Source organism: Mycolicibacterium houstonense, assembly GCF_900078665.2.
GTDB classification, from domain to species: Bacteria; Actinomycetota; Actinomycetes; order Mycobacteriales; family Mycobacteriaceae; genus Mycobacterium; species Mycobacterium houstonense.
In genome coordinates this window covers 1,263,630-1,284,624 of sequence record NZ_LT546207.1, presented here as the reverse complement: position 1 = coordinate 1,284,624, position 20,995 = coordinate 1,263,630, and the positions used below count along the sequence as shown (strand labels likewise).

Here is a 20,995-nt window from a genome sequence, read left to right as displayed (position 1 = left end):
CGCCGTGAAAGGGATAACGCCACGATGGATCTCCTGCGGCGCAACTACGACCTGGTCGCCACCGTCGGTACCGGGGCCGCGTTCGTGGCGCTCGGCGTTCCGTGGTGGTTGTGGGTCGCGTACGGCGTCATAGGGGCGATCCAGATCGGCAACCGCATCGTTCGCGGTTGGTCGCGGTGAGATGACGGTCAACTGCGACTAGTTCGGCCTCCCGCATTCGCCACGGACTCATCCCGTCGCGGCGGCGCCATGCGCGAGAAGTCGGCGGTCAACTCAGGTGACCGTCCCAGACGCCTTGCCGGCCGGCGAGCCACAGCTGTGCGAGCAGGTATCTGCCCGCCGTGGTTGTCCGGTACGGGTTCGGTCCGGTCACTCTCCGGCGACCGGCTTCCTTCCCGTCTTCCCATGCCTGACGTTGTTCCTCGGGAGTGGTCTCGACCCCGTCGACGGAGTTTCCCATCAGGGTGTCTACCAGAAGGTTCAGCCCGCCGATGACGGCCTTCAACACCTCGATGTAGTCGTTCAGTCCCTCGTCTTCGAACGCGTTGTCCGGCATCGGTTCCCCTTCGAGTCGGGCGACGATCGAGCGTAGCGGTGCGCTGTGGCCTCTCCTCGATATACGTGTCATCCCCGACGAGTAGCATCCCGACACATGCGAGCAACCTCGGCCGGCGGTCTTCGAAGACCGCGGTAGCCCCGCCCCGCAGCAGATCTGCGAACACGGTGGGGTGCCCTAATTTCCGAGGATCCACCGTGTCTCGTACCGATGCCCACGCGCCCTTCCACGTCCGTGTGGTTCGCCGGGAAGTCTCTGTTGTTCCCGTCCACCGCTGCGCCGCCCCCGAGGTGTGCGATCTTCCTGAATTAGTTCCCGGCTGGGCCGACCGCCGCTCCGGTTGCTATTGGCAGTGGATCTTTACCGGAACCGCGATCTGTTGCTGCTGGATGTGCCACTGGCCCAAGCGTCGTCAGCCGCGCCGCTCCGGTCGGGGTATGCGCCGAGCTCAACTTCGTGGAGTTGTCCGCGAATGGAACGGGGGAGACGCGGACTCGGGTTGGGCAGTGTGCTGACGCGGCCGCGTGGTCGGCGAGGCGGAACCACTTCCGACACACCGGCCACAGCTGTATCGCCGAGCACGTCAGTGGCGGATCATCTGACCAGGGCACGTCCTGCAGGTGGTGGTGATGCTGCACCAGCCGAGATGATCTGAGCCGGGTGCATCAGTCCGGCTGCGCCTCGTACCACTGCTCGCCGGTGTTCAGCTCGCGGACATCGATCCCTGCGGAGGTGATCAGCTCCTCGGGTGTCACGAAGTACGCCATGCCGGTCGGGTCTCCGGTGTACCAGTAGTACCAGCGTTGCGCGCAGCTGCGTTGTGCGGCGATCGTCGCGAACCTCGACAGGATCCGTTCCAGGCTGGCCGGTGCCCGGCTGCCCTCGCCGTCGATGTCACGGGCCATGAAGTCGTCCCCGTCGAGTTCGACGAACACTTTCGCGCCGTGGACGCGGATCGGCCCGCGTGGCACGGCGACGCCCGCGTCGGCCATCGCCGCGACCATGCCGCCTATCAACTTCTCGACCCACTCTTCGGCCTCGTCTTCAGGCGCGTAGTCGCCTTCGATGGACGCGCCTCTGGCCTGGTGGCGGTTGCTCCACTCACCGAAGAGCTGGTACGCCAAGACCTCATTCACTTGTGACTCCTCGCAGGTCGATCAGGTCGCCGTCGGCGGTGTAGCCCTCCACGGGCCGCAGTACGTAACCCTCACCGATCGTGTCGGTCCGGTAGAACCTCTCGAACATCTCGGCCGCCTCGTCCGCAGTGAATACCTCGTGGCGGCTGAGCGTCTGGACGCTACGCGGCAGCACGATGTCGACGTCGAGCTCGGCGGTGCCGGTGTGCGGGTGGCCGACGACCGATCGCACCGACACCGCTCCGATGTCGGCGCCGCCGGGTCGGCAGAATTCGATCACCATCGTCTCGGCGGTGCCGGCGGCCTGTAGGTACAGCGACGTCGAGAAGTCGGCCGGTGCACCGGCCGACGGGCGGACGCTGAGGACGATGGCCCAGGGATCGGTGCCGTTCATCTCGGCGAGCATCCGGCGCATGCTGCTGGGGTGATGCTCGCGGCATAGCCCGGTCGGGCTGCTCGATCGAGACTCATAGAGCACGGTGTAGTCGTGGGTGGAGATCAGACTCGCCGTGAATTCCGCATACGCCGCAGGGCCTTTCGCGTATGCGGCGAGGTACTTGAGCACGTCCACCGTCGAGGACATCCCACCCCGCTCGCCGCGGGCGATCGCCTCATCGGCGATGCGGGCGGCGTCGGTGTTGCGGCCAGCGGCGATTAGCGCGGTGACCGTGCGGGTCAAGGTCCGCGACGGGGCGATGCCGTCTGGGTGCTGCTCCACCATCGCTGCGTAGTCGGCGGCGGTGGCGTGCGTGGCGATGAACTCGGCACGGACGCGGTCGAATTCGTCGAGTACCGGATCCCAGTTCGGCTCGTCGGTTGCCGGGAAGTCCAGGCGGCCGCTGTCGATCCGCAGCGGTTGGACCCTGAAGGCGCCGTTGATGCGGCGGTTGATCCGCATCTGCCGGCCCATCACCACGTCGGGCATGAACGCGGCCCAGAGGACCTCGTCTACGGCAAGCGGCTTGATGTCCACGGTCCAGCTGATCCGTAACCGATCCGGGTCCTTGTCGGGATGGAACACCTGCGGATAGAAGAGCTCGGTCACGTAGACGTCGTCGAGCACGAACCCGGCCGCGGTGATGAACCGCATCCCACGGCGGCGGCACGAAGGTTTAAAGGCGTCGTTCCACGCCCGAAGGATCGGCGATCCCTTTGCCACGGTTCCCCCTCACCGCGGTCCCCCGACCGCTACCGCAGAAGTACACCAGACGGGCGTCGGCGCCGCGCCGCACCACATCCTCGGCCCAGATCAGCCACGTGCCCTGGGGGCGGTGTGAGCGACCCGCAGGAGTCAGTCGCGATCCCGCTCTTCGTCATTCTGGTGCTCCTCGGGTTCCACCTCTGCCCACGCCACGGCGCAGACGGTAGACGCGGCGGGGGACAGGTCCGCCAGGACGAGCGTCAGATCTCAGCGGTGGCCGCGTGGAACAACGCCGTGCGGTCGAACCCGTAGGGCGGAGCGCAAAACTCTCGGCAGTTACCGTGGTCGTCGTGACGTTGAAAGTGATCGCGCAGGACTTCATCGAGCTGGATGCGGTGGAGAAGGTGCGGCCCTTGCTCGACGAGTTGGTTCGCCTGACTCGGCAAGAGCCCCTTTGCATCAGCTACGACCTGTTCGTCGACCGCGAGGACGCCGGACATTTCATCTACATCGAGACCTGGCCTGATCGCGATGCACTCGATGCCCACTGCGCCTCCGAGCACTTCCGCAGACTCGTGCCGCAGATCGATGCGCACCGTCGGCAAGACGGCACCGCCATGTTGATGGATCAGCTCGCCTAGGCAGATGTTCCAGCAGCGGTCCGCCGGCCCTCGGCTTCGTCGCGCACCAGTTCGAGGCTGTCGCCGACGTCGACGGTGACCACTGCCGTCGCCTGAAAGAGGCCGTAGAAGTCGTCGGTCCTGGCGAAGGTGTGGGCGCGAGAGTACAGCGGCTGCACGTCGAACACCCGCACCCGAAGCTTCTCGCGCGTGAGTCTGCCCAATTCCCGGCCGGATTCGGGATCGGTGATCACCTGATCTGAGTCGCAGAGCACGGCGAAGACCATGCCAGGTGCGACCCCAGCCTCGGCGCCCCGATTGATCACCAAGGTGTAGTCATCCTCGATGAGCGCAACCTGACCGGTGAGGCGGTGGTTCATGACGCCGCCAGGGAGTTGCTTTCCCGCAAGGATTTTGGTGCGGAGCCGGCGCGAATACGCGGGCGGGCGTCGTGGCCTTCGGCGGACAGCAAGGCGTCGACGTGGTTCGCGGACTCCTGCTCCGTCCCGAGCGTGAGTTCGACGGCCGTCTTGGCCTGGAACAGGGCGATCATCGCGTGCTGCTGCCGTTCGGCGCCGAAAGCGGTGAAGGCGGCGGCGAGCTTCTTGTCGACATATTCGACCGATCGCTGGAGCTCTGGCGTCGAGGGCGCCGCGGCCGGGCTTTCCACGCGGGGCATGGGCGGACCGCCCAGTCCGCTGTAACAGCGGTGGCCGAGCGCGCCGAGGACGAACGAGCACACCGGGACCACCACGACGATGCAGACCAGGCCGAGAACGCTCTGCAGTGCGATGGCGCCGACGATGCCCAGGAGCATGAGTACGCTCATCGCGGTCAGCAGGCGCACGGTCGGTGGCACCGCGTCGATCGCGCGGGACAGCTGTTTGACGGAGCGGGCGCCATGGCGAGCGACGTTCGCGATGAACCCGGTGGTGGCCGTGCCGGCCTTGAGCGCGATCCGGCCCACCTCGTCGGCTTTCTTTCGCGTCGCCTCCGGCTCGGGCATGGTCCATACCCGCTGCTGCGGCTGCGCGTCGGCAATCGAGGGTGGCTCAACCAGCACCGGTTCGGCTTCCGGTCTGGGCGTTTCGGGCTCCGGCGCACCGTTTGTCACATTCGCATCAACAACCACATCTGCATCATCGCGCTGCTTGTGCTCGATTCGGGGTCCGGCACGCCGAGGATCAGCAATCTCAAAGAGCGACCGGCAGGGCCGACTCACGCGCCGTGGCGCCGGCGCGGGGGAACCGGTGCCTGCAGGAGGTCAGCGATACTCCCACTGACCCACTTACGTCAGATACGTTTCGTGCCCGGTGGGGAAGCCGCCGCCGTTGGTGGCGATGTGCACGTGGTCGTAGTGGTTGGCGGTATCTCCGCCGCGGTCCGACATCTTTCGGGGCGCCTTGCCGTGGTAGAGGATGTGCTGCCGGAAGATCACGTGGTTCACCCCGAACCGCTCGGCGTTGTCGAGCACGTACGCGACAATGCGGTCGCCGAGAGCCTTGCCCTCCGCGGTGGCATAATTCGGGATCATCACGTCGATGGCCAACCCGTTGGGATGCCACTTCATCGAATCGGCCCGGACCCCGCCGATGTTGAGAATCTCGGGGAAACGCGCGCTGACCGCGCGGGCGACCAGAATGGTCTCGACCTGCAGGCCCTTCTCGGGCGCCCGGCCGGCGGGCAGTGGGAATCTCATGTTCCGGCGAACGGCGCGCTCCGGGGCCGGCGGCGGCCCGGCGGGCTTGATCCTGTCTCTTATACCCCTCTNAAGTTGTCTGGTTCTGCTGATGGCAATCAGGACGACACTCTGCGTCAACCTCGGTTTGACGCGGTAGAGTGGCCGGGCGCCGGTGGCGGCGCGGCCCGCCGGTGCCGGTGAACCAGCAGGTCAGCTACGATCTTCTGGCCGCGGCCGACCATGCATCGGCCGCTTCGCGGCGGCGGTCGCCGTTGTGTCCCACGTCACCCATTCGATGTGATCTGCTGCCGCGCCGGCAAAATCTATGCCCTTTACCACAAGTCTCACTGATCGGGCCTTCTGGGCTGCGTTCGGCGCGTCGAGGCTCATGTGCGTCAACCACCCGCGCAACACCTGCACAGGGGCTACCGTGCGAATCATCCGCTATGGGCCCCAGCCTGCGACGAGGAGATGTCGAGTGCACAGCGGTGAATTGGAGCGCCGGCGGGCGCGCACGCTCGACGAGTCGATGCTGGTCGACCTCGATGAGCCGGACCGTCCGGTCGTCGACTTCCTGCGCTCCACTCCGGGCCGCATGGCGATGACGGCTCTCGTCCTTGTCGTGGTGGTGTTGACCGTGGGCGTGGCGGCGACGGTGACGGTCTCCGACCGGCAGCAGCGGCTGGAGACGCTGCGCTCGCACACCGAGCCGCTGGCCGACGCGGCACAGCGGATCTACGGGGCGCTGTCGTCGGCCAATACCACCGCGGCGACCGCGTTTCTGTCCGGTGGGGCCGAGCCGCACGATGTCCGAGATCGCTACGACGCGGCCATCGGTCAGGCGTCGGCCGGGCTGGTCACCGCGTCGAACGGGGTGTCGCCCAACGACATTGAGTCGCTGACACTGCTCACGGACCTGTCCAATCAGCTGGCGGTGTACACCGGGATGATGGCGACCGCCCGGACCAGCAACCGTGACGGCCACCCGATCGGCACCGCCTATCTCAGTGCCGCGTCCACTCTCATGCAGCAGTCGATCCTGCCTGACGCCGAGCAGTTGTATCGCAGCCAGGCCGATGCGGTGACCGAGTCGGAACGGTCGGTCGCTCCGTCGCTCGCGGTGATCGCCGGGGCCGTGCTCGCGGTGGCGTTGTTGGTGATCGCGCAGGTGGTCTTGGCGCGGCACAGTCACCGCCGGATCAACCTCGGGCTGGTCCTCGCGTCGATACTGATGACGGTGCTCGCCGTCTGGCTGACCGTCGCCGGCCTGTTGTCGACGCACGCCGCCGACCGGGCCCGCACGGCAGGCGGGCAACCACTGCATGAGGCGGTGACTGCACGGATCCTCGTCCAGCAGGCCCGGGCCGACGAGATTCTCGGACTGCTCAACCGGGGGTCCGACACCGCCTCGGACGCCAGGTTCGAGCAGCGGACGGAGCAGATCGGGGCGTTGCTCGAGCGGCACCCGGTCGACGGAGCGCAGGACGCGCTGAGTGGCTGGATGGGCGCCCACGACAAGATCCGCAGCACCTTGGACGGCGGCGATTACCCCGGTGCCGTGGCAATCGCCCGTGATGACCGGGTGCCGGGCTCGACGGCCCAATTCGCCCGGCTGGACCAGGCAGTGGGCACTGACATCGCCGTGCTCCGCGATCGGCAGCGCGACGGGATCACCCGCGCGTACGTGGCGCTGAGTGCGCTTCCGGCCGGCGCGGCGGCCATCAGTGTGCTGGCGGCACTGGCCGTCGCCGCGGGTGCCGCGCCGAGACTGAACGAGTACCACTGATGCGTGCCGTCACCGCACTCGTGGGCCTGGCAGCGGTCGTGATGGCGGGGTGTTCGCCGGCGCAACCGCTGGTTTCGGTGCCCGCATCCCTCACCACGCGGCCGCTACCAAGCGGCGCCGCCGTGGCATCGCAGGTGCCCGGCGCGGCAGTCGAAAGTTGTGATGCGACAGCAAGTTTGCGTCCAACGCCGGACGACGGCCCGAACGTCCAGGCGATCCGGCGACACGGCAGGCTGATCGTGGGGATCGACCAGAGCACCAACCTCTTCAGTTTCCGGGATCCCGCATCGGGCGAACTGCAGGGTTTCGACGTCGACATCGCCCGCGAGGTGGCCCGCGACCTCCTCGGCGACCCGGCAAAGGTGGAGTTCCGCCTGCTGACCTCGCCTGAACGCATCAGCGCGCTACAGGACGGCACCGTCGACATCGTCGTCAAGGCGATGACGATCACCTGCGCCCGTGCGGAGCAGATCGCCTTCTCCACCGTGTATTTCGACGCCCGGCAGCGGCTGCTGGTGCCGAAGGACTCGCCGATTCGTGGTCCATCGGACCTGGCGGGCAAGCGGGTGTGCTCGCAGGTGGCCACCACGTCGTTGGCCACCGTCGCACGGGTGGCGCCGGCGGCAACCCTACTGGCCGTGCAGAACTGGGACGACTGCCTGGTGGCGCTGCAGCAGGGGCAGGCGGATGCCGTCAGCACCGACGACTCGATCCTGGCCGGCATGGCGGTGCAGGACGCCAACCTGCATCTGGTCGGCCCCAGCCTGGAGGCCGAGCCCTACGGCATCGGCGTGAACAGGTCCCGCGAGGATCTGGTCAGGGCGGTCAATGCCAGTCTGGACCGGATCCGCGCCGACGGCACCTGGTCCTCGCTGTACCGGAAGTGGCTGACCGTTCTCGGCCCGCCGCCACAACCGCCGCAACCGAAATACCGGGACTGAGATGACGCGCGACGAGGGAACACGAGCCGTCCTGTTGACCGAATCCGCACCGGTCAAGGTGGAGGGCACCCGTCCGCGGCTGCGCACCGGGCGGCGGCGCATCGGCGACGGCCTGGTCGAGATCCCGGTTCGGGAGGACATCGAGCCGGCCAGTGCCATTCTGACCAATCCTGTTGTCGCCGAGTCGAAACGGGAATGCGGCAACTGCGGCCACCCGGTCGGGCGGGGGAGCGCCGGCCGGCCTGCGCCCAGCGAAGGCGTATGCCCGCAGTGCGGCACGCTGTTCTCGTTCTCACCGCAACTGGAGACCGGCGAACTGGTGGCCGGTCAGTACGAGGTACAGGGCTGCATCGCCCACGGTGGTGTCGGCTGGATCTATCTGGCGATCGACCGCAACGTCAGCGACCGATGGGTGGTGCTCAAGGGGCTACTGCAGCCCGGCGGACAGCAGGCCCAGGCGATCGTCGTCGCCGAACGTCAGTTCCTGGCAATGGTGAACCACCCCGGCATCGTCAAGATCTACAACTTCGTCGAACACCCCGGCTTCGACGGGCGCCCGGTCGGCTACATCGTGATGGAGTACATCGGCGGCACCACGCTGGAAGCCATTCTTGCCAAGCAGCAGGCGCCGGCCGGCGAACCCAAGGAGATGATGCCGGTCGAGCAAGCGCTCGGCTACCTGCTCGACGTGATGCCGGCGCTGGCCTATCTGCACTCGCTGGGACTGGTCTACAACGATCTCAAGCCCGAGAACATCATGCTCACCGAGGACAACATCGAGCTGATCGACATGGGTGCGGTATCGGGCATCGGGGACTTCGGATACATATACGGCACCAAGGGTTTTCAGGCCCCCGAGATCGTGCGGACCGGGCCGACGGTTGCCACGGACGTCTACACCGTCGGCCGTACGCTGGCCAAACTGACCGTCGACCTGTCCGACGACCGCTACGCCGAGTCGTTACCCGGCCCGGGCGAAGCGGCGCTGTTCGAGCGGTACGAGTCCTTCTATCGGCTCCTGGTCCGGGCCACCAACCCGTTTCCAGCCCAACGGTTCTCGTCGATCGACGAGATGGCCGACCAGTGTCGCGGGGTGCTGCACGAGGTCCTCGCCGAGCAGACCGGCTCGCCGAGCCCGAGGACGTCCACGCTGTTCAGCCCGCCCCGTTCCACGTGCGGAGCCGATCTGGCGTTGCGACGTACCGATGTATTCGTCGACGGCCGCCGACGCGACATCCGGTTGGACCCGCGAGATGTCGCCCGTTGCCTGCCGACGCCGCTGAGTGGCGGAGAATCCGGCGAGGACTGGCGGGAGGACTGGGACGACGGCACCTCCGGTCTGGAAACCGGGGATCTCACCGCGGCCCTGGCGAGTTTCGAGCGGGTGGTCGCGATGTTGCCCGGTGAAGCTGCGCCGAAGCTCGCTGCTGCGGCGACGGCTGAGCTCCTGCTCGACGCCGACGATCCGCCGGACGCGGAACGCCTCCGGTCGTTGGCCGAGCGGTACTACCGAACGTTGTGGCGCACCGACCCGGCCATGGTCAGTGCGGCGTTCGGGTTGGCGCGTCTGCTGGCCGGCCGCGGCGATCGATCGGGCGCGATCGCCGTGCTCGATCAGGTTCCGCTGACGTCGCGGCACTGCGGCGAGGCGCACCTGACCGCGGTGGTGATGCTGCTCGCCGGCCGCCCGAGTGCCGAGATCACCGAGGCGGACCTGCGCGACGCGGCGCAGCGGGTCGGCCGCCTGAGCGAGACCGAGCCGCGGGCTCTGCAGATCCGCGCACTGGTGCTCGGTATCGCGCTCGATTGGCTCCGCGCAGGCGGTGTGCCGAGCACCGGTGATCCCATTTTCGACCGTCCCTTCGACTACCGCGGTCTGCGCCTGGGCATCGAGGAGGCGCTTCGTGAACTGGCGCGGCATTCACCACGGCGCCGCCATCGGTACACGCTCGTCGACGTCGCCAATTCGATCAGACCGCCGAGCTGGCTCTGACGTGGTCAGCGTTCTGGACTGACTCCCTCGTCATTATTTGCTGATCGCGATTCTGACGGCGCGGTTCGGCGTAGGTTGAGCGAAGCGAGCCCATTGAGTGGGGAGGGCGACCCATGACAGACGTTGATTGCTGCGTGGTGGGTGCGGGATTCGCCGGCTTGACCGCTGCGCTGCGCCTGAAGCAGGCGGGCTGCTCCGTGGCCCTGCTCGAGGCACGTGACCGGGTCGGCGGGCGCACCTTCACCGAGGTGCTCGATGACGGGACCTGGATCGATCGTGGCGGAGCCTGGATCGGGCCGGGCCAGGACCGCATCAAGGCGCTGATGTCCGAATTCGGTGTGGCCGAATACAAGGAGTACGTCGACGGCGACGCCATGATGGTCATCGACGGCAAGCAGCACCGTTATTCGGGCACGATGCCCTGGGCGATGAGTCCGTGGGCGATCGCCAATCTCGGCGCCGGTCTACTCGAAGTAGAGCTCATGTGCAGGTCCATTCCGTTCGACGCTCCGTGGGAGGCGAAGAAGGCGATCGACTGGGACCGGATCAGCTTGGGGGAGTGGATCAATCGTCATCTGCGATCCAGGCAGGCGCGTGAGATGTTCGACATGGCGTTCGCCGGCATCTACACCTCGGCCGCCTCGGAGGTGTCGCTGCTGTGGGCACTGCATCAGATGGGGTCCGGCGGCGGGCCGGTATTCGTGATCTCCAACAAGGGCGGTGCCCAGGACGCGCGCGTCTGCGGCGGCATGGGAGCGATCTACGGGCCGATGGCCGCCGAACTGGGTGCGGCACTGCATCTTTCGCAGCCGGTGCGTCTCATCACGCATGACGACTGCGGCGCGACGGTCCACGCCGATGGCATGGCCGTACGGGCGCGGCAAGTGATCGTCGCGGTGCCACTGGCCGTCGCGAGTCAGATCGCCTATCAGCCAATGCTTCCGGTGGACCGAGCGTTTCTTCATCAGCGGATGCCGAGCGGAGCCGTCATCAAGATCTCCGTGGTGTACGACACCGCGTTCTGGCGCGCGGACGGGCTGAGCGGACAGTCTGCGGCCCCCGGCAGCCCAGCCACGTTGACCATCGACGCCTGCACCGACACCGGCGACCCGGGAATCATGTGCGTCATCGCCGAGGGCCCCGTGGCCCGCCGGCTCGGGCTCCTCGATGCCGACCAGCGTCGGGCCGTCGTGATCGGCGAGTTGATCGACCGTTTCGGCGCGAAGGCGGCAACCCCGATGAGCTATCACGAGCAGAACTGGACGGTGGACCGGTATTCGGGCGGCGGGATGATCAGTCACGCCCCGCCCGGCGTGCTGACCGAATTCGGGCCCGCGCTGCGGGCGCCGTGCGGCCGAATCCACTGGGCCGGCTCGGAGAGTTCGGCCGTCATGTGCGGCTGGATCGATGGCGCCGTGCGGTCCGGTGAACGCGCCGCGGCCGAGGTACTGGCCGCCGACAGCGTGGCGGCCGCCTAGTTCGGCGCGCTCATTTCTCGGAACCGCGGGCCTCGGCGCCACTCTCGCCGCTGTGGAAATCGTCCTCGGACGACGCCCGTCCCACATAGCTGCCGTCGGTGTCGCGTCCGGCGCGGGACGCGGCTACATGGGTGTCCCGCTCCACATCGGATTCGCCCTTGTCCGACTTCTGCTCGCTCATCTGCTGACCTCCCTGGCTCGTGGTGCGCAACGATCCCAGGGTTGCCGGCACGCTCGGTCTCAAACGCCGATGACGGCGGGGCTAGTCACCGGTGCGCGCGACCCCGCGGACCACGGCCACACAGAGATCGGCGCATTCGGCCGCAAGCTCCTGTGGGGTTTCGGCCGGATCTTCGAGCCACGCTTCGATCATCTGATTGACGCCGCCGACCATGAACCGCGAGCCACGCCGCAATTGGACCGGATCCGGGGTTTCGCCGTGCAGGACCGACGGCGCGTGCTCGACGATCAGCGCGGTGATCATTTCGAGAATGTGGGTGCGGTGCTCGGTCAGGCCGGGGACGCTGCTGACATCGCCGGTGGCGATGCGGTGGATGTGTGGATCGGCCGCGATGGTCTCCAGGAAGGCCGTCAGAGCCGACCGGAGCTTGTCGGTGAGCGTGCCGGGGTCGCCGACGCCGGCGTTGACGAGCGCGGTCAGCAACTGGTCGCGTACGTCGTCGGAGATGGCGAACAGCAAGGCATCCCGGCTCGGGAACTGCTCGTAGAAGTAGCGGGAGGTGAGCCCGGCCGCGGTGCACACGGCACGCACTGTCACCTCGGTGATGCCGGATTCGCCCCAGATGTGGCGGCCCGCGGCGAGCAACTTGCCTCGTCGTTCGGTGCGGCGATCGGCCGCGCTCATGCCGCCGTATCCGCGCACCACCTGTGCGCCCTTCATTGACAGCAGCCTACCCGGAGCCTAGATTTTGACTACGTACGTAGTCAGTTGTGTTCAGGAGGCTGCACCGATGGACATTCCGGCTCGCCATCCCGAGCGGCCGCTGCCGGTCCCGGTCGCGGTCCGGACCTTCGCCACCATGATGGGCATCCGTGAACCGGACGCCGACCAGTGGCGCCGGCTCGGCGAGCGGCTGACCGTCGGCGACGAGCCGATGGATCGCCTTGTCGACTGGATGGTGACCGCCGGGCTGGCCGAGATGAAGCTTCTGTTCGAGCGTGCCCTGCTCGAGGGCATCGCCAACGTGCCCGAGGCGCCAGAACCGTTGCGCGAGTTCTTCGTCGGTGTGGAGGCGCTCCCGGGGTGGGTGGACCGGGACAAGCTACGCAAGGGGCAGCGGGCGTTGCGGCGGGGCGGCGCCGACGGGATGTCGATCGCCCGCGACGTGTCTCTGCTCGGCGGCTACCAGTTCTCCGGATTCAACAAGACCCTGCTGCGCACCGGCGCGCTGGAAAAGGGCTCGAACAAGCGGTTCGCCGAGACGATGCAGTGGGCGATCGACGTCATCTCCGAAGGCGGACTGGAGCCGCTCGGCGTCGGCTACCGATCGACCCTGCACGTTCGGTTGATCCACGCGTTCGTGCGCCGGCACGTGGCGGCCATGCCGGACTGGCGAGCCGACGAATGGGGGGTGCCGGTCAATCAGACCGACATGGCGGCGACGTTGGTCGGAGCGCTCGTCGCGCCACCGGTCGGGTCGCTCGGGATGGGAATCGTCCCTGCCCCAGGAGAACTCGATGCCATCGCGCACCTGACCCGGTACGTCGGTTGGCTGATCGGCGTCGAAGACGAATGGTTGCCCCGCAACTTCCGGGACACCATCCGCGTGCTGTACCACACCTCGACGGCGCTGGCGAAGCCCGACGAGACCACCCAGCAGTTGTCGATTCCGATGGCGCGGGATCCACTGGCGTGGCACTACCGCGGCCTTCGGGGACTGCGCCGCCGGTTGTCATGGGCCCAGCACCTGTCGATCACGAGCGCGTTCCTCGGACCCAGCGCGATGCGGGTCCTCGGGCTTCCGGCCTACATGCCCCCGTGGTATCCGGTGCTGCGGATGCCCGTGAATCTGGTCCGCAGTGTCGCGGCGATGACGGTGCCGGGCGGTATGGATCGCGCGGTGGCCCGCGGCGCACGGGAACAACAAGCCTTGCTGCACACCATCATCGGTGACGGTGGCGCGAGCATCGGCGAGTCAGCCGTACCTGTGAGCCGCGTCGCCTGACTGAGCTGTCCGTGTGAGCTAGATGCGGACGAACACGCCGGCTTGTGCGTCCCACACGCCCCAGGCGCCGATGTCGGGATTCCAGAACACCGGTAATCCGTCTGCCCAGTCCGGCAACGGTGGCGCCGGCGGGGTGCCCATCGGGGGCATCACCGGCATCAGCACCCACGGCGGCGGGGCTGCGAACGAGATCCGGTCCTGCGGCATCGGGCCGCCGTGCCCGGGTGGCGGCAGGAACCCCTGCCCGGGCGGCAGCGGGTTGCCGGGCACACCGGCGTTCACGCCAGGTCCGGGAATCGGTGGCAGCGGCGGCGGAAACGGCCCCGGCGGGTCAGCCTGTGCCGGTCCCATGCCCAGTCCGGCCCCGCCCAGCGTCAATGCGGCCGCCGCGACGGCTGCGGCGTTCTTGAGCGTCATCGGAAAACTCCTTGCCTTGGCGTCAATCAAGGAACCCTGGCGTGGTGGTGCTGCGCCGGAAACCTCGCGACCCCCCGGTTTTGGGTGCGTACCCGCTCGTCGGGCAGCCAAACTCTCGGCGGAGTTGCGAGGCAGGGATGCGGCGCCGGAGCGCGCGCTATGACGACATCGAGCCCAGGAAGTACGTCTCGTCGCCGGTCGGATACCCGCCGCCGTCGGTGGCGATGTGAAGGTGGTCGAAGTGATTGGCGGTCTCGTTTCCGTAGTCCGCCGTCCAGCTCGGTGCGCCGATGCCGGGGTAGAAGCCCTGCCGCCAGATCACGTGCAGAACGCCCCATCGTTCGGCATTGGCCAGTGCGAAACCGGCGATCTGGTTGCCGAGGGCGATGCCTTCCTCGGAGTGATAGTTCGGGATCATCACATCGATCGCCAGACCGTTGGGATGCCACTTCAGCGGATCTTGGCGGTAGCCGCCGATGGTGGTGATCTCGGGGAACATCACGGCGATCGCGCGGGCCACCCAGATGGTCTTGACCTGTAGCCCGCCTTCGGGGGCCGGGCCCTGGGGCAGAGAGAACTGGAAGTCCCGTGCCACCACGGGTGCGCTGGCCGCCACCAACTCGGCTTGTGCGGGTACGGGCGCCGGTTGCACGCCGGTGGGCGGGCTCGTGGCCGGGCTTTCCGCGCAACAGTCCGAGTCGGTGTTCTGCGCGTACACCATCCCTGCCGCCAACGTGACCGAGGCGGCCAGCGCCAGCAACCGCCCCCTGCCGCCGGCTAACAGCCTTTTACCCACGGCAGCAATCTACTGCCAACGCCAGGGCGGTAGGCAGGGAACCGTCGCCATCGATACGCAACGGATCGTTTGTTCTACGAACAAAGGCTTCGGGTCAGGGCTCGGCCAGCGCGGACTCGGACGGTGCGCGCTGTGGACGGGTCTCGGGAAACCGGCGGTGAATCGCGTCGATCAGGCGGTGCGTCTCGTACAGATCGGCGCGCAAGCGGCTCATCTCGCGTCGGTCGCAGGCCGACGAACGACGCTTTCGCCGTTCCGCCTTCTCCAAGCCGGCCGATACGTCTTCGACGTGCCGCCACAGCTCGGTGAGGAGGAGTTGAGCTTGCGCGATGTCGGCGGAGTGAGCCACCTTACGGATCGTGCCAGTTGTGTGTTGTTTCCGCTTACTTTATGCGGCCTTGACTGCCTGTCGGGTACAGCGGATTCTTATCGCATGGTCGGGATCAGCGAAGAAGTGATGATGGACGAAGTGCTGGCCCGGTTGAGTGCGGCCTATCCGGAGACCTCCGCCGACGCCGTCGCGGGATGCGTCCGCCGCGCCCAGGAGCGCTTCGAATCCAGTCCTATTCGCGAGTTCGTGCCGCTGCTCGTGGAACGGCGCGCGCGGGCTGAGCTCTCCGGGCCGGTCGCCGTCCCGGTTTAGCTTTCACAGCGGAGTAGAACTACCCATCCGCGAATAGCTTGCGGCCCGGCAGACTGATCCCATGCCAATCGATGAGGCTGTGCCGTCTGCCGACACCGTCGCCAACGCCACCAAACCGGATCGTGACCGCGCCGTCGACGTGGCCCGGTTGGGCGCACTGCTCGTGGTCATGTTCGGGCACTGTGCCCTACTGCTGGCCACCATCGATTCCGGCGGCGTACGGGTCGGCAACATTCTCGGCGCTCTGCCTGCCCTGGCCCCGATCACCTGGGTGTTGCAGGTCATGCCGCTGTTCTTCCTGGCCGGTGGGGCCGCGGGTGCCTACAGCTGGCACGAGGGGAGAACGTGGGGTGCCTGGCTGCTCACCCGCGCCCAGCGGTTGTGCCGGCCGGTGTTCTGGTATCTGGCCGTGTGGGCGGTAGTCCTCGTCGGCGTGCACGCGACGATGGGGGCCGAGTCCGCGGCGGCGCTCGGGCGCGAGTGCGTGGCGCTGTTGTGGTTCCTGGGCGTCTATCTGATCGCCCTCGCGTTCGTCCCGGCGCTGATGCGCATGCGCACCGGCCCGCTGGTGGCCCTGGTGGTCGCCGGATTGATCGCGGCATCAGCGGCGGTGGATGCGATCCGCTTCGCCGTCGGCACACCCGAGGCCGGTACCGCGAACCTGATCATCGTCTGGCTGATCCCGGTGGTGATCGGGGTGGGCTATGCGCGGCAGCTGATCTGCGCGCGGGCAGCGCTGGGAGCGGCGATCGTCGCCTTCGCGCTGCAGGTGATCCTCGCCCGCACCGGCATCTACGACGTCTCGCTGGTGGTCACCGGCACGGAACGGGTGTCCAACGTGTCGCCGCCGACGCTGCTGCTGGCCCTGCACTGCACCTGGATGTCATGCCTGTTCGTCGCTGCCGCCAACCCGATCCGCCGCTGGGCCGCGCGCCCGCGGGTCTGGCACGTGGTCGCGACCGGCAACGGGGGAGCCATGACCTTGTACCTGTGGCACATCCCGGTGATCGCCGTCGCCGCTTTTGGCCTGCATGCGGTCGGGCTGGACGCGTTCGACCCGCATGCTCCCGGCTTCTGGGCCCACTTGACTTTGCGTGCAGCGGTTTTCGCCGTGCTGATGGCCGTGGCCTTCCGGCTGCTGTCACCACTGGAGCATCGGCCGCTGCCGTGGTGGGACGGACTGGTCGCGGTGACCGGGCCTCGATCGGTCTTGACCGGTGTGCTGCTCTGCGTCGCCGGTGCGGCACTGACGCTGATGGCCAAGAACGGACTGGACGGTGTGCTCGGCTGGTCGGCGCTCGGTGGATTCGTCGTCGCGGCCGTGGCCGCCCGGGCCAGCGCGGGCGCTATCGGTAGCTGCCGCGCCTAATCCTCAGTCCTCCTTGCGGATCAACCGTCCCAGCGCCTCACGATCGGGCGCCAGCAGCTCGTCGATGCGGGGCTGGTTCACGTCGGCGACGATGATCTCGCCGACCTCCTGGTACACGTCGCTGAACAGACCGTGTGCCTTCATCTTCTCGGTCTGATAGACGTTGTCCTCGGTCGGTGTCACGTAGTAGACGATCTCCGGCTTGAACCGGTGGATCAGCCAGACGTGGATCAGATCCATCAGCCGCTTCTTGCGGAGCCGCTCGGCGAAGGTGTTCTGGTCGCGCACGGTGAGGATGTTGCGGCCGTGCCGGTCCTTGATCGGGTCGACGACGACATTGGCCAGCGGGTCCTCACCGTCCCCGTAGATGCCGAGGTCGAGCACATCGGACCCGGCACGGCGGGGCCGCAGCTGCACGTGCAGCTTCTCGCCGATCTGATAGTGATCGGCCCACATCGCCAGCCACTCCTCGAGCAGCTTCTTGGGCACCTCGGTCTGCACCAGATGCTGATGCTGCGTGGACCCGGCGCCCATCGCCTTGGTGGTGGCGGTGCGGCCCGACGATGCGGCCAGCGCCGCGTCGCTGCGTGGTCCGCCGACGAGGGTTTGCGGTGTGCGGTAAGGAGATTCGACGAGCCGCATCTTGCGTTGCAGCCGGGCCAGTGCCAGCATGCCCTCTTGCTGCAGCGACGTGGCGAACTCTTCGCAGGCCACGCCGTCGACCTGATGGCCGCCGTAGGTGATGAAGTTGAAGACGAAGCCCATCTTGCCGAGTTCCTCAGGGAACGCCCGCATCTCGTCGTCGGTCATCCCGGTGGTATCCCAGTTGAACGACGGGGAGAGGTTGTAGGCCAGCATCTGGTCGGGATACTCGGCATGGATCGCATCGGCGAACTGTTTGGCGTCGGCCAGATCGGCGGTCTTGGTCTCCATCCACAGGATGTCGGCAAACGGCGCGGCCGCCAACGACTTCGCGATGGCATAGGGGATGCCGCCGCGGACCTGGTAATAGCCCTCGGGCGTCTTGACCCGCTCGCAGTCCCAGGCCACGTCGGCGCCCAGCTCGTGGGCCTTCTGCTGTGCGGTGTACAACGAGGCCCGGGCCGCGAGCGTGCGCCACTCGGCCGCGCTCATCGCGACCGGTTCACCCTCGCGTTCCCGGTACTCCAGCAGTTCGGCGACCGCCTCGCCGTACGTGTTCAGGCCGGCATCGTCCTGCCAGGCTTGCACGAACGCCGACTCCACCTTGTCGAACAGGGCATCCACGGAGTCGCCGGCCCGGTGGCTCTTGGCGGCCTCGGCGATCGTGTCCAGCAGGCCTTGGCGTTCCAGCCAGGTCTCGGCGGTCGCGTACTCACCGTCGGGCAGTGCGTAGAGCAGGTGGCCGTTGAGCTCGGTGACACCCAGGTCGTAGAACCGGCGCACCATGGCCAGGAAACACGACTTGTAGGTCGGCACCGACAGGTTGGTCGCCCCGAGCAGGAACGGTTGGTCACGCTCGTCGGCGCGGCTGTCGATCAGGTTGGCCGCCTCGGCATCGGTGCGCGCGACGATGATGCCCGGCACTCGCATGATGTCCAGCTGGAACCGGGCGGTGTTGAGCCGCTTGATCTGTTCGTCCGAGGGCACCAGCACCTTGCCGCCCTGGTGCCCGCACTTCTTGGTGCCGGGACGCTGATCCTCGATGTGATAGCCCGGCACCCCGGACTCGACGAAGCGGCGGATCAGGTTGCGCACATGCGGATCGCCACCGTGGCCGGTGTCGGCGTCGGCGATGATGAACGGCCGGTAGTCCACGGCCGGCGTCGCCGCCCGCTGTTCCGGGGTCATCCGCAGCCTCAGGTATTGCTGGTTGCGGTCGGCGGTCAGTAGCGCCCGGACCAGCCCGGCGGCCTCGTCGGGCACCTGGCTGAGCGGATAGCTGGCCAGGTCGGGTCCCGGATCCTCACTGATCGACCCTTTGGCCGAGGTGGCCCACCCGCCCAGGTAGATCCCGCCGATGCCCATCCTTTTCATCACCACGGCCTGGCCCGGCGAGTACGGCCCGAATGTCGTGATGCTCTTCTTCTCGGCGAACAGCTTCCGAAGGTAGGGGTAGAAGGCCGTGGCAGCCTCACGGGCCACCGGATAGTCCGACGGGATGGTGCCGCGCTGCTCGGCGACCTGCCGCGCCGAATACAGCCGGGTGATGCCCTCGAATCGAGAGCTGTCGATATAGGCCTGCGTGGCCTCGACATCCTGCTCGAACGACGAGTTGGTTTGTGCGTTGGCTTCGATGGTTGCCATGGCTGCGCTCCTGAACTCTCAGTACCCCAATCATTGCTGGCAAGTCGTGACACCGGAGCCGGTTGGGAGTTTTCTCAGGAGTTCCGCGTGATGCGGGGGACAACCCCTAGGCTGCACGGCATGTCGATCGACCCGGCCGCACTGGCCACCGGTGCCATTCGATTCGCATCGGGCGTCTCGTTTCTCATCGACCCGCTGCGGGCCAACCGGCTGTGGGGTGCCCGCGGTGAACCCGACACCACGGCCCGGTTGTTGTTGCGGTCGATGGGATACCGCGACGCGTTGATCGGTGGGCTGCTGCTGGCATCGGGATTGCGCGGCACGGACAGCCGTGGCTGGTTCCTCGCCTCCGGCGGGGCCGACGCCGCCGATCTGCTCGGTGGACTGTCGGTACACGATCAGATGCCGCGTTCACAGCAGGTCATCGGCCTCGGAGGCGCGGTGGTCGGTATCGCGGTCGGGCTGTGGGGCGCCACCCGGCGCCGGGGCCGGGCAACCGAGCCCGCGACGGGTTAGACGTCCACCTCGACGATGTCCTGGCGGTACCAGCGGGCGGCCGCCAGATAGCAGCACATGGCCAGCAGCTGCAGCGCCGGGACCAGGATCAGCAGCGCCCGGCCGAGCGCATGAGCGCCGAGGTCGGCGGTCAGCCAATCACTGAGCAGGCCGGTGACGAACGGGCCGACCGCCCCGAGGGTGGCATTGAAGAACAAGAAGATAGCCGATGCGGTGGCGCGCTGCTCGGGCAACACCAGACGGTGGATGGCCGCGATCGACGGGGCCATGTAGGCGGTGCCGATCACGTAGCTGAGCGCCAGGAACCACACGCACGCCAGCCGGCTTTCCACGGTGAACGCCAGCACGGAGGTCGGCAGCAGCAGTGCCGTGGTGGCCACCACGATCCACAGCAGCCAGCGCGGGTCGCGCACCGCCAGCCGATCGGCCAGCCGGCCCACGATCAGCAGCCCGAGCACTCCGCTCACACCGGTGGCCAGGCCGTACTCCCATCCCACCTCGCTGAGGGACATGGAGCGGGTCCGCATGAGGAATGCGGGGGAGAAGGTGGTCAGCGAGTAGCCCGCTGCCGCGATACACGCGGTGCCGCCGACCACGGCCAGGAAGCTGGGTTTGCGCAACAGCGCCCACCACTTGATCGCCGCGCCCGGCTCGGCGGACGCCGCCACCGGCAGTGACTGCCGGCTCCCGACGACCATGAGGACCAATGGCGCGACGAGCACGCTGATCGCGCCCATCACCACGAATGCCGTTCGCCAGCCGAGGTTCTCGGCCAACAGCCCACCGCCGATCAAGCTGGCGGTGCTGGCCAGTGGGATGGCGAAGGTGATGACCGCCAACGGCGCCGCCCGGCGCTGCGGCGCGAAATTGCGGGCCACGTAGGCGTGCGCGGCGGGTGTGCTGCCGGCCTCGCCCACCGCGACACCCACCCGGGTGAGCGCGAGCTGCAAACCGGACTGCACGGCGCCGCCCAGCATGGTCATGGCGCCCCACAGCGCCAGGCAGGCTGAGATCACCGCGCCGTATGCCCCGCGATCGCTGACGCGGGCCACCACGATGCCGAGCACCGCGTACACGATCAGAAACCCGAACCCGTTGATCACCCCGATCGCGGTGTCCGAAAGGGCGAGTTCGTGTTTGATGGGTTCGGCCAACACCGACGGCAGGAATCTGTCGACGTAGTTGAGCATGCCGACCAGCGTCAGCAACGCCACCGCGGCCCATGCGCGCCCGGGCCCGTGAACGTCGGTGGGTTCCGACGACACAGTGGTCAGCGGTGGCGGCATCGGCATCTCCTGGCGCGAAGCGGTCCGGTCTGGGATCAGTGTCGTACGCCGCGGGCGAACCGCCACAGGTATCGGGGAAGACCGTGCGACGGTGGTGTTCTCGGCCAATCCTTGGGCCGGAAGAAGGCGTCGGATCCACCGTCGACGAAAACGACACTGCCGCA

Annotated in this window: 23 protein-coding genes and 1 pseudogene; 10 read left to right on the top strand and 14 right to left on the bottom strand. The window is 67.6% G+C overall.

Annotated elements, in window-relative coordinates; genetic code table 11:
- Nucleotides 1–24: 24 nt before the first annotated feature.
- A complete protein-coding gene (locus BN4332_RS33660; RefSeq protein WP_200820269.1) occupies nt 25–180 on the top strand; it encodes a hypothetical protein in 156 nt (51 codons plus the stop codon).
- An 88-nt stretch (nt 181–268) separates the two neighbouring features.
- Here BN4332_RS33660 and BN4332_RS06425 read toward each other — a convergent pair whose 3' ends face one another.
- The 3 genes from BN4332_RS06425 to BN4332_RS06415 form a co-directional block, all read right to left on the bottom strand.
- Nucleotides 269–556 (bottom strand): hypothetical protein, encoded by a 288-nt coding sequence (locus BN4332_RS06425; RefSeq protein WP_066897699.1) that lies wholly within the window; start codon nt 554–556, stop codon nt 269–271.
- A 665-nt stretch (nt 557–1,221) separates the two neighbouring features.
- Nucleotides 1,222–1,692 carry a hypothetical protein gene (locus tag BN4332_RS06420; RefSeq protein WP_066897698.1) on the bottom strand — a complete coding sequence of 157 codons (471 nt, stop codon included), beginning with the start codon at nt 1,690–1,692 and terminating at the stop codon, nt 1,222–1,224.
- Nucleotides 1,685–2,851 (bottom strand): hypothetical protein, encoded by a 1,167-nt coding sequence (locus tag BN4332_RS06415; RefSeq protein WP_160110814.1) that lies wholly within the window; start codon nt 2,849–2,851, stop codon nt 1,685–1,687. Before BN4332_RS06415 ends, BN4332_RS06420 begins: the two co-directional genes overlap by 8 nt.
- Before the next feature lie 263 nt (nt 2,852–3,114).
- Between BN4332_RS06415 and BN4332_RS06405 the strand changes: the two genes are divergently transcribed.
- Nucleotides 3,115–3,474: a putative quinol monooxygenase gene (locus tag BN4332_RS06405; RefSeq protein ID WP_200820268.1), complete on the top strand. Its 360-nt coding sequence runs from the start codon at nt 3,115–3,117 to the stop codon at nt 3,472–3,474.
- Here the strand turns inward: BN4332_RS06405 and BN4332_RS06400 are convergent.
- The 3 genes from BN4332_RS06400 to BN4332_RS06390 all read right to left on the bottom strand — a co-directional run bounded on the left by BN4332_RS06400 (nt 3,471) and on the right by BN4332_RS06390 (nt 5,152).
- Nucleotides 3,471–3,833 carry a hypothetical protein gene (locus BN4332_RS06400; RefSeq protein WP_066897695.1) on the bottom strand — a complete coding sequence of 121 codons (363 nt, stop codon included), beginning with the start codon at nt 3,831–3,833 and terminating at the stop codon, nt 3,471–3,473. The two genes, BN4332_RS06405 and BN4332_RS06400, sit on opposite strands and share 4 nt — an antisense overlap.
- The gene (locus BN4332_RS06395) at nt 3,830–4,459 is read right to left on the bottom strand and encodes a hypothetical protein (protein WP_235654033.1); all 630 of its coding nucleotides are present in this window, start codon (nt 4,457–4,459) and stop codon (nt 3,830–3,832) included. Before BN4332_RS06395 ends, BN4332_RS06400 begins: the two co-directional genes overlap by 4 nt.
- 282 nt (nt 4,460–4,741) lie before the next feature.
- Nucleotides 4,742–5,152 (bottom strand): VldE C-terminal domain-containing protein, encoded by a 411-nt coding sequence (locus BN4332_RS06390; RefSeq protein ID WP_200820267.1) that lies wholly within the window; start codon nt 5,150–5,152, stop codon nt 4,742–4,744.
- Nucleotides 5,153–5,612: 460 nt separating this feature from the next.
- Here BN4332_RS06390 and BN4332_RS06385 point away from each other — a divergent pair, with 460 nt between their 5' ends.
- The 4 genes from BN4332_RS06385 (at nt 5,613) to BN4332_RS06370 (ending at nt 11,332) form a co-directional block, all read left to right on the top strand.
- Nucleotides 5,613–6,920 carry a GlnX family signal transduction membrane protein gene (locus BN4332_RS06385; protein ID WP_066897693.1) on the top strand — a complete coding sequence of 436 codons (1,308 nt, stop codon included), beginning with the start codon at nt 5,613–5,615 and terminating at the stop codon, nt 6,918–6,920.
- Nucleotides 6,920–7,861: a glutamate ABC transporter substrate-binding protein gene (locus BN4332_RS06380; RefSeq protein WP_066897692.1), complete on the top strand. Its 942-nt coding sequence runs from the start codon at nt 6,920–6,922 to the stop codon at nt 7,859–7,861. Before BN4332_RS06385 ends, BN4332_RS06380 begins: the two co-directional genes overlap by 1 nt.
- A gap of 1 nt (nt 7,862) precedes the next feature.
- Nucleotides 7,863–9,854: a serine/threonine-protein kinase gene (locus tag BN4332_RS06375; protein ID WP_066897691.1), complete on the top strand. Its 1,992-nt coding sequence runs from the start codon at nt 7,863–7,865 to the stop codon at nt 9,852–9,854.
- Nucleotides 9,855–9,967: 113 nt separating this feature from the next.
- Nucleotides 9,968–11,332 carry a flavin monoamine oxidase family protein gene (locus tag BN4332_RS06370; protein ID WP_066897690.1) on the top strand — a complete coding sequence of 455 codons (1,365 nt, stop codon included), beginning with the start codon at nt 9,968–9,970 and terminating at the stop codon, nt 11,330–11,332.
- 10 nt (nt 11,333–11,342) lie between these two features.
- Here the strand turns inward: BN4332_RS06370 and BN4332_RS33655 are convergent, their stop codons facing one another.
- Together BN4332_RS33655 and BN4332_RS06360 are read right to left on the bottom strand one after the other, a co-directional pair.
- Nucleotides 11,343–11,513 (bottom strand): hypothetical protein, encoded by a 171-nt coding sequence (locus BN4332_RS33655; RefSeq protein WP_096866841.1) that lies wholly within the window; start codon nt 11,511–11,513, stop codon nt 11,343–11,345.
- Nucleotides 11,514–11,594: 81 nt separating this feature from the next.
- Entirely contained in the window at nt 11,595–12,233 is a 639-nt protein-coding gene (locus tag BN4332_RS06360) for a TetR/AcrR family transcriptional regulator (RefSeq protein ID WP_066897689.1), read from the bottom strand.
- A gap of 70 nt (nt 12,234–12,303) precedes the next feature.
- On the opposite strand from BN4332_RS06360, the gene BN4332_RS06355 reads away from it, so the two are divergent.
- Nucleotides 12,304–13,518 (top strand): oxygenase MpaB family protein, encoded by a 1,215-nt coding sequence (locus BN4332_RS06355; protein ID WP_066897688.1) that lies wholly within the window; start codon nt 12,304–12,306, stop codon nt 13,516–13,518.
- A gap of 18 nt (nt 13,519–13,536) precedes the next feature.
- Here BN4332_RS06355 and BN4332_RS06350 read toward each other — a convergent pair whose 3' ends face one another.
- The 3 genes from BN4332_RS06350 to BN4332_RS06340 all read right to left on the bottom strand — a co-directional run bounded on the left by BN4332_RS06350 (nt 13,537) and on the right by BN4332_RS06340 (nt 15,080).
- Entirely contained in the window at nt 13,537–13,935 is a 399-nt protein-coding gene (locus tag BN4332_RS06350) for a hypothetical protein (protein WP_066897687.1), read from the bottom strand.
- Between the two features lie 157 nt (nt 13,936–14,092).
- Complete coding sequence (locus tag BN4332_RS06345; protein ID WP_235654245.1) at nt 14,093–14,740, bottom strand: VldE C-terminal domain-containing protein; 648 nt, start codon at nt 14,738–14,740, stop codon at nt 14,093–14,095.
- Between the two features lie 85 nt (nt 14,741–14,825).
- Nucleotides 14,826–15,080 carry a hypothetical protein gene (locus BN4332_RS06340; protein ID WP_066897685.1) on the bottom strand — a complete coding sequence of 85 codons (255 nt, stop codon included), beginning with the start codon at nt 15,078–15,080 and terminating at the stop codon, nt 14,826–14,828.
- Nucleotides 15,081–15,164: 84 nt separating this feature from the next.
- On the opposite strand from BN4332_RS06340, the gene BN4332_RS06335 reads away from it, so the two are divergent.
- Nucleotides 15,165–15,374, top strand: coding sequence for a three-helix bundle dimerization domain-containing protein (locus tag BN4332_RS06335; RefSeq protein WP_066897684.1), 210 nt, complete (start codon nt 15,165–15,167; stop codon nt 15,372–15,374).
- A 61-nt stretch (nt 15,375–15,435) separates the two neighbouring features.
- A complete protein-coding gene (locus BN4332_RS06330) occupies nt 15,436–16,743 on the top strand; it encodes an acyltransferase family protein (protein WP_066897683.1) in 1,308 nt (435 codons plus the stop codon).
- A 3-nt stretch (nt 16,744–16,746) separates the two neighbouring features.
- On the opposite strand, the gene aceA is transcribed toward BN4332_RS06330, so the two are convergent.
- Nucleotides 16,747–19,029, bottom strand: coding sequence for an isocitrate lyase ICL2 (aceA, locus tag BN4332_RS06325; RefSeq protein WP_066897682.1), 2,283 nt, complete (start codon nt 19,027–19,029; stop codon nt 16,747–16,749).
- Between the two features lie 120 nt (nt 19,030–19,149).
- Between aceA and BN4332_RS06320 the strand changes: the two genes are divergently transcribed.
- Entirely contained in the window at nt 19,150–19,545 is a 396-nt protein-coding gene (locus BN4332_RS06320) for a DUF4267 domain-containing protein (protein WP_066897681.1), read from the top strand.
- On the opposite strand, the gene BN4332_RS06315 is transcribed toward BN4332_RS06320, so the two are convergent.
- Entirely contained in the window at nt 19,542–20,831 is a 1,290-nt protein-coding gene (locus BN4332_RS06315; RefSeq protein ID WP_066897721.1) for a spinster family MFS transporter, read from the bottom strand. The genes BN4332_RS06320 and BN4332_RS06315 overlap by 4 nt on opposite strands.
- A gap of 35 nt (nt 20,832–20,866) precedes the next feature.
- A pseudogene (locus tag BN4332_RS34155) lies at nt 20,867–20,995 on the bottom strand (SDR family oxidoreductase); the annotation flags it as partial.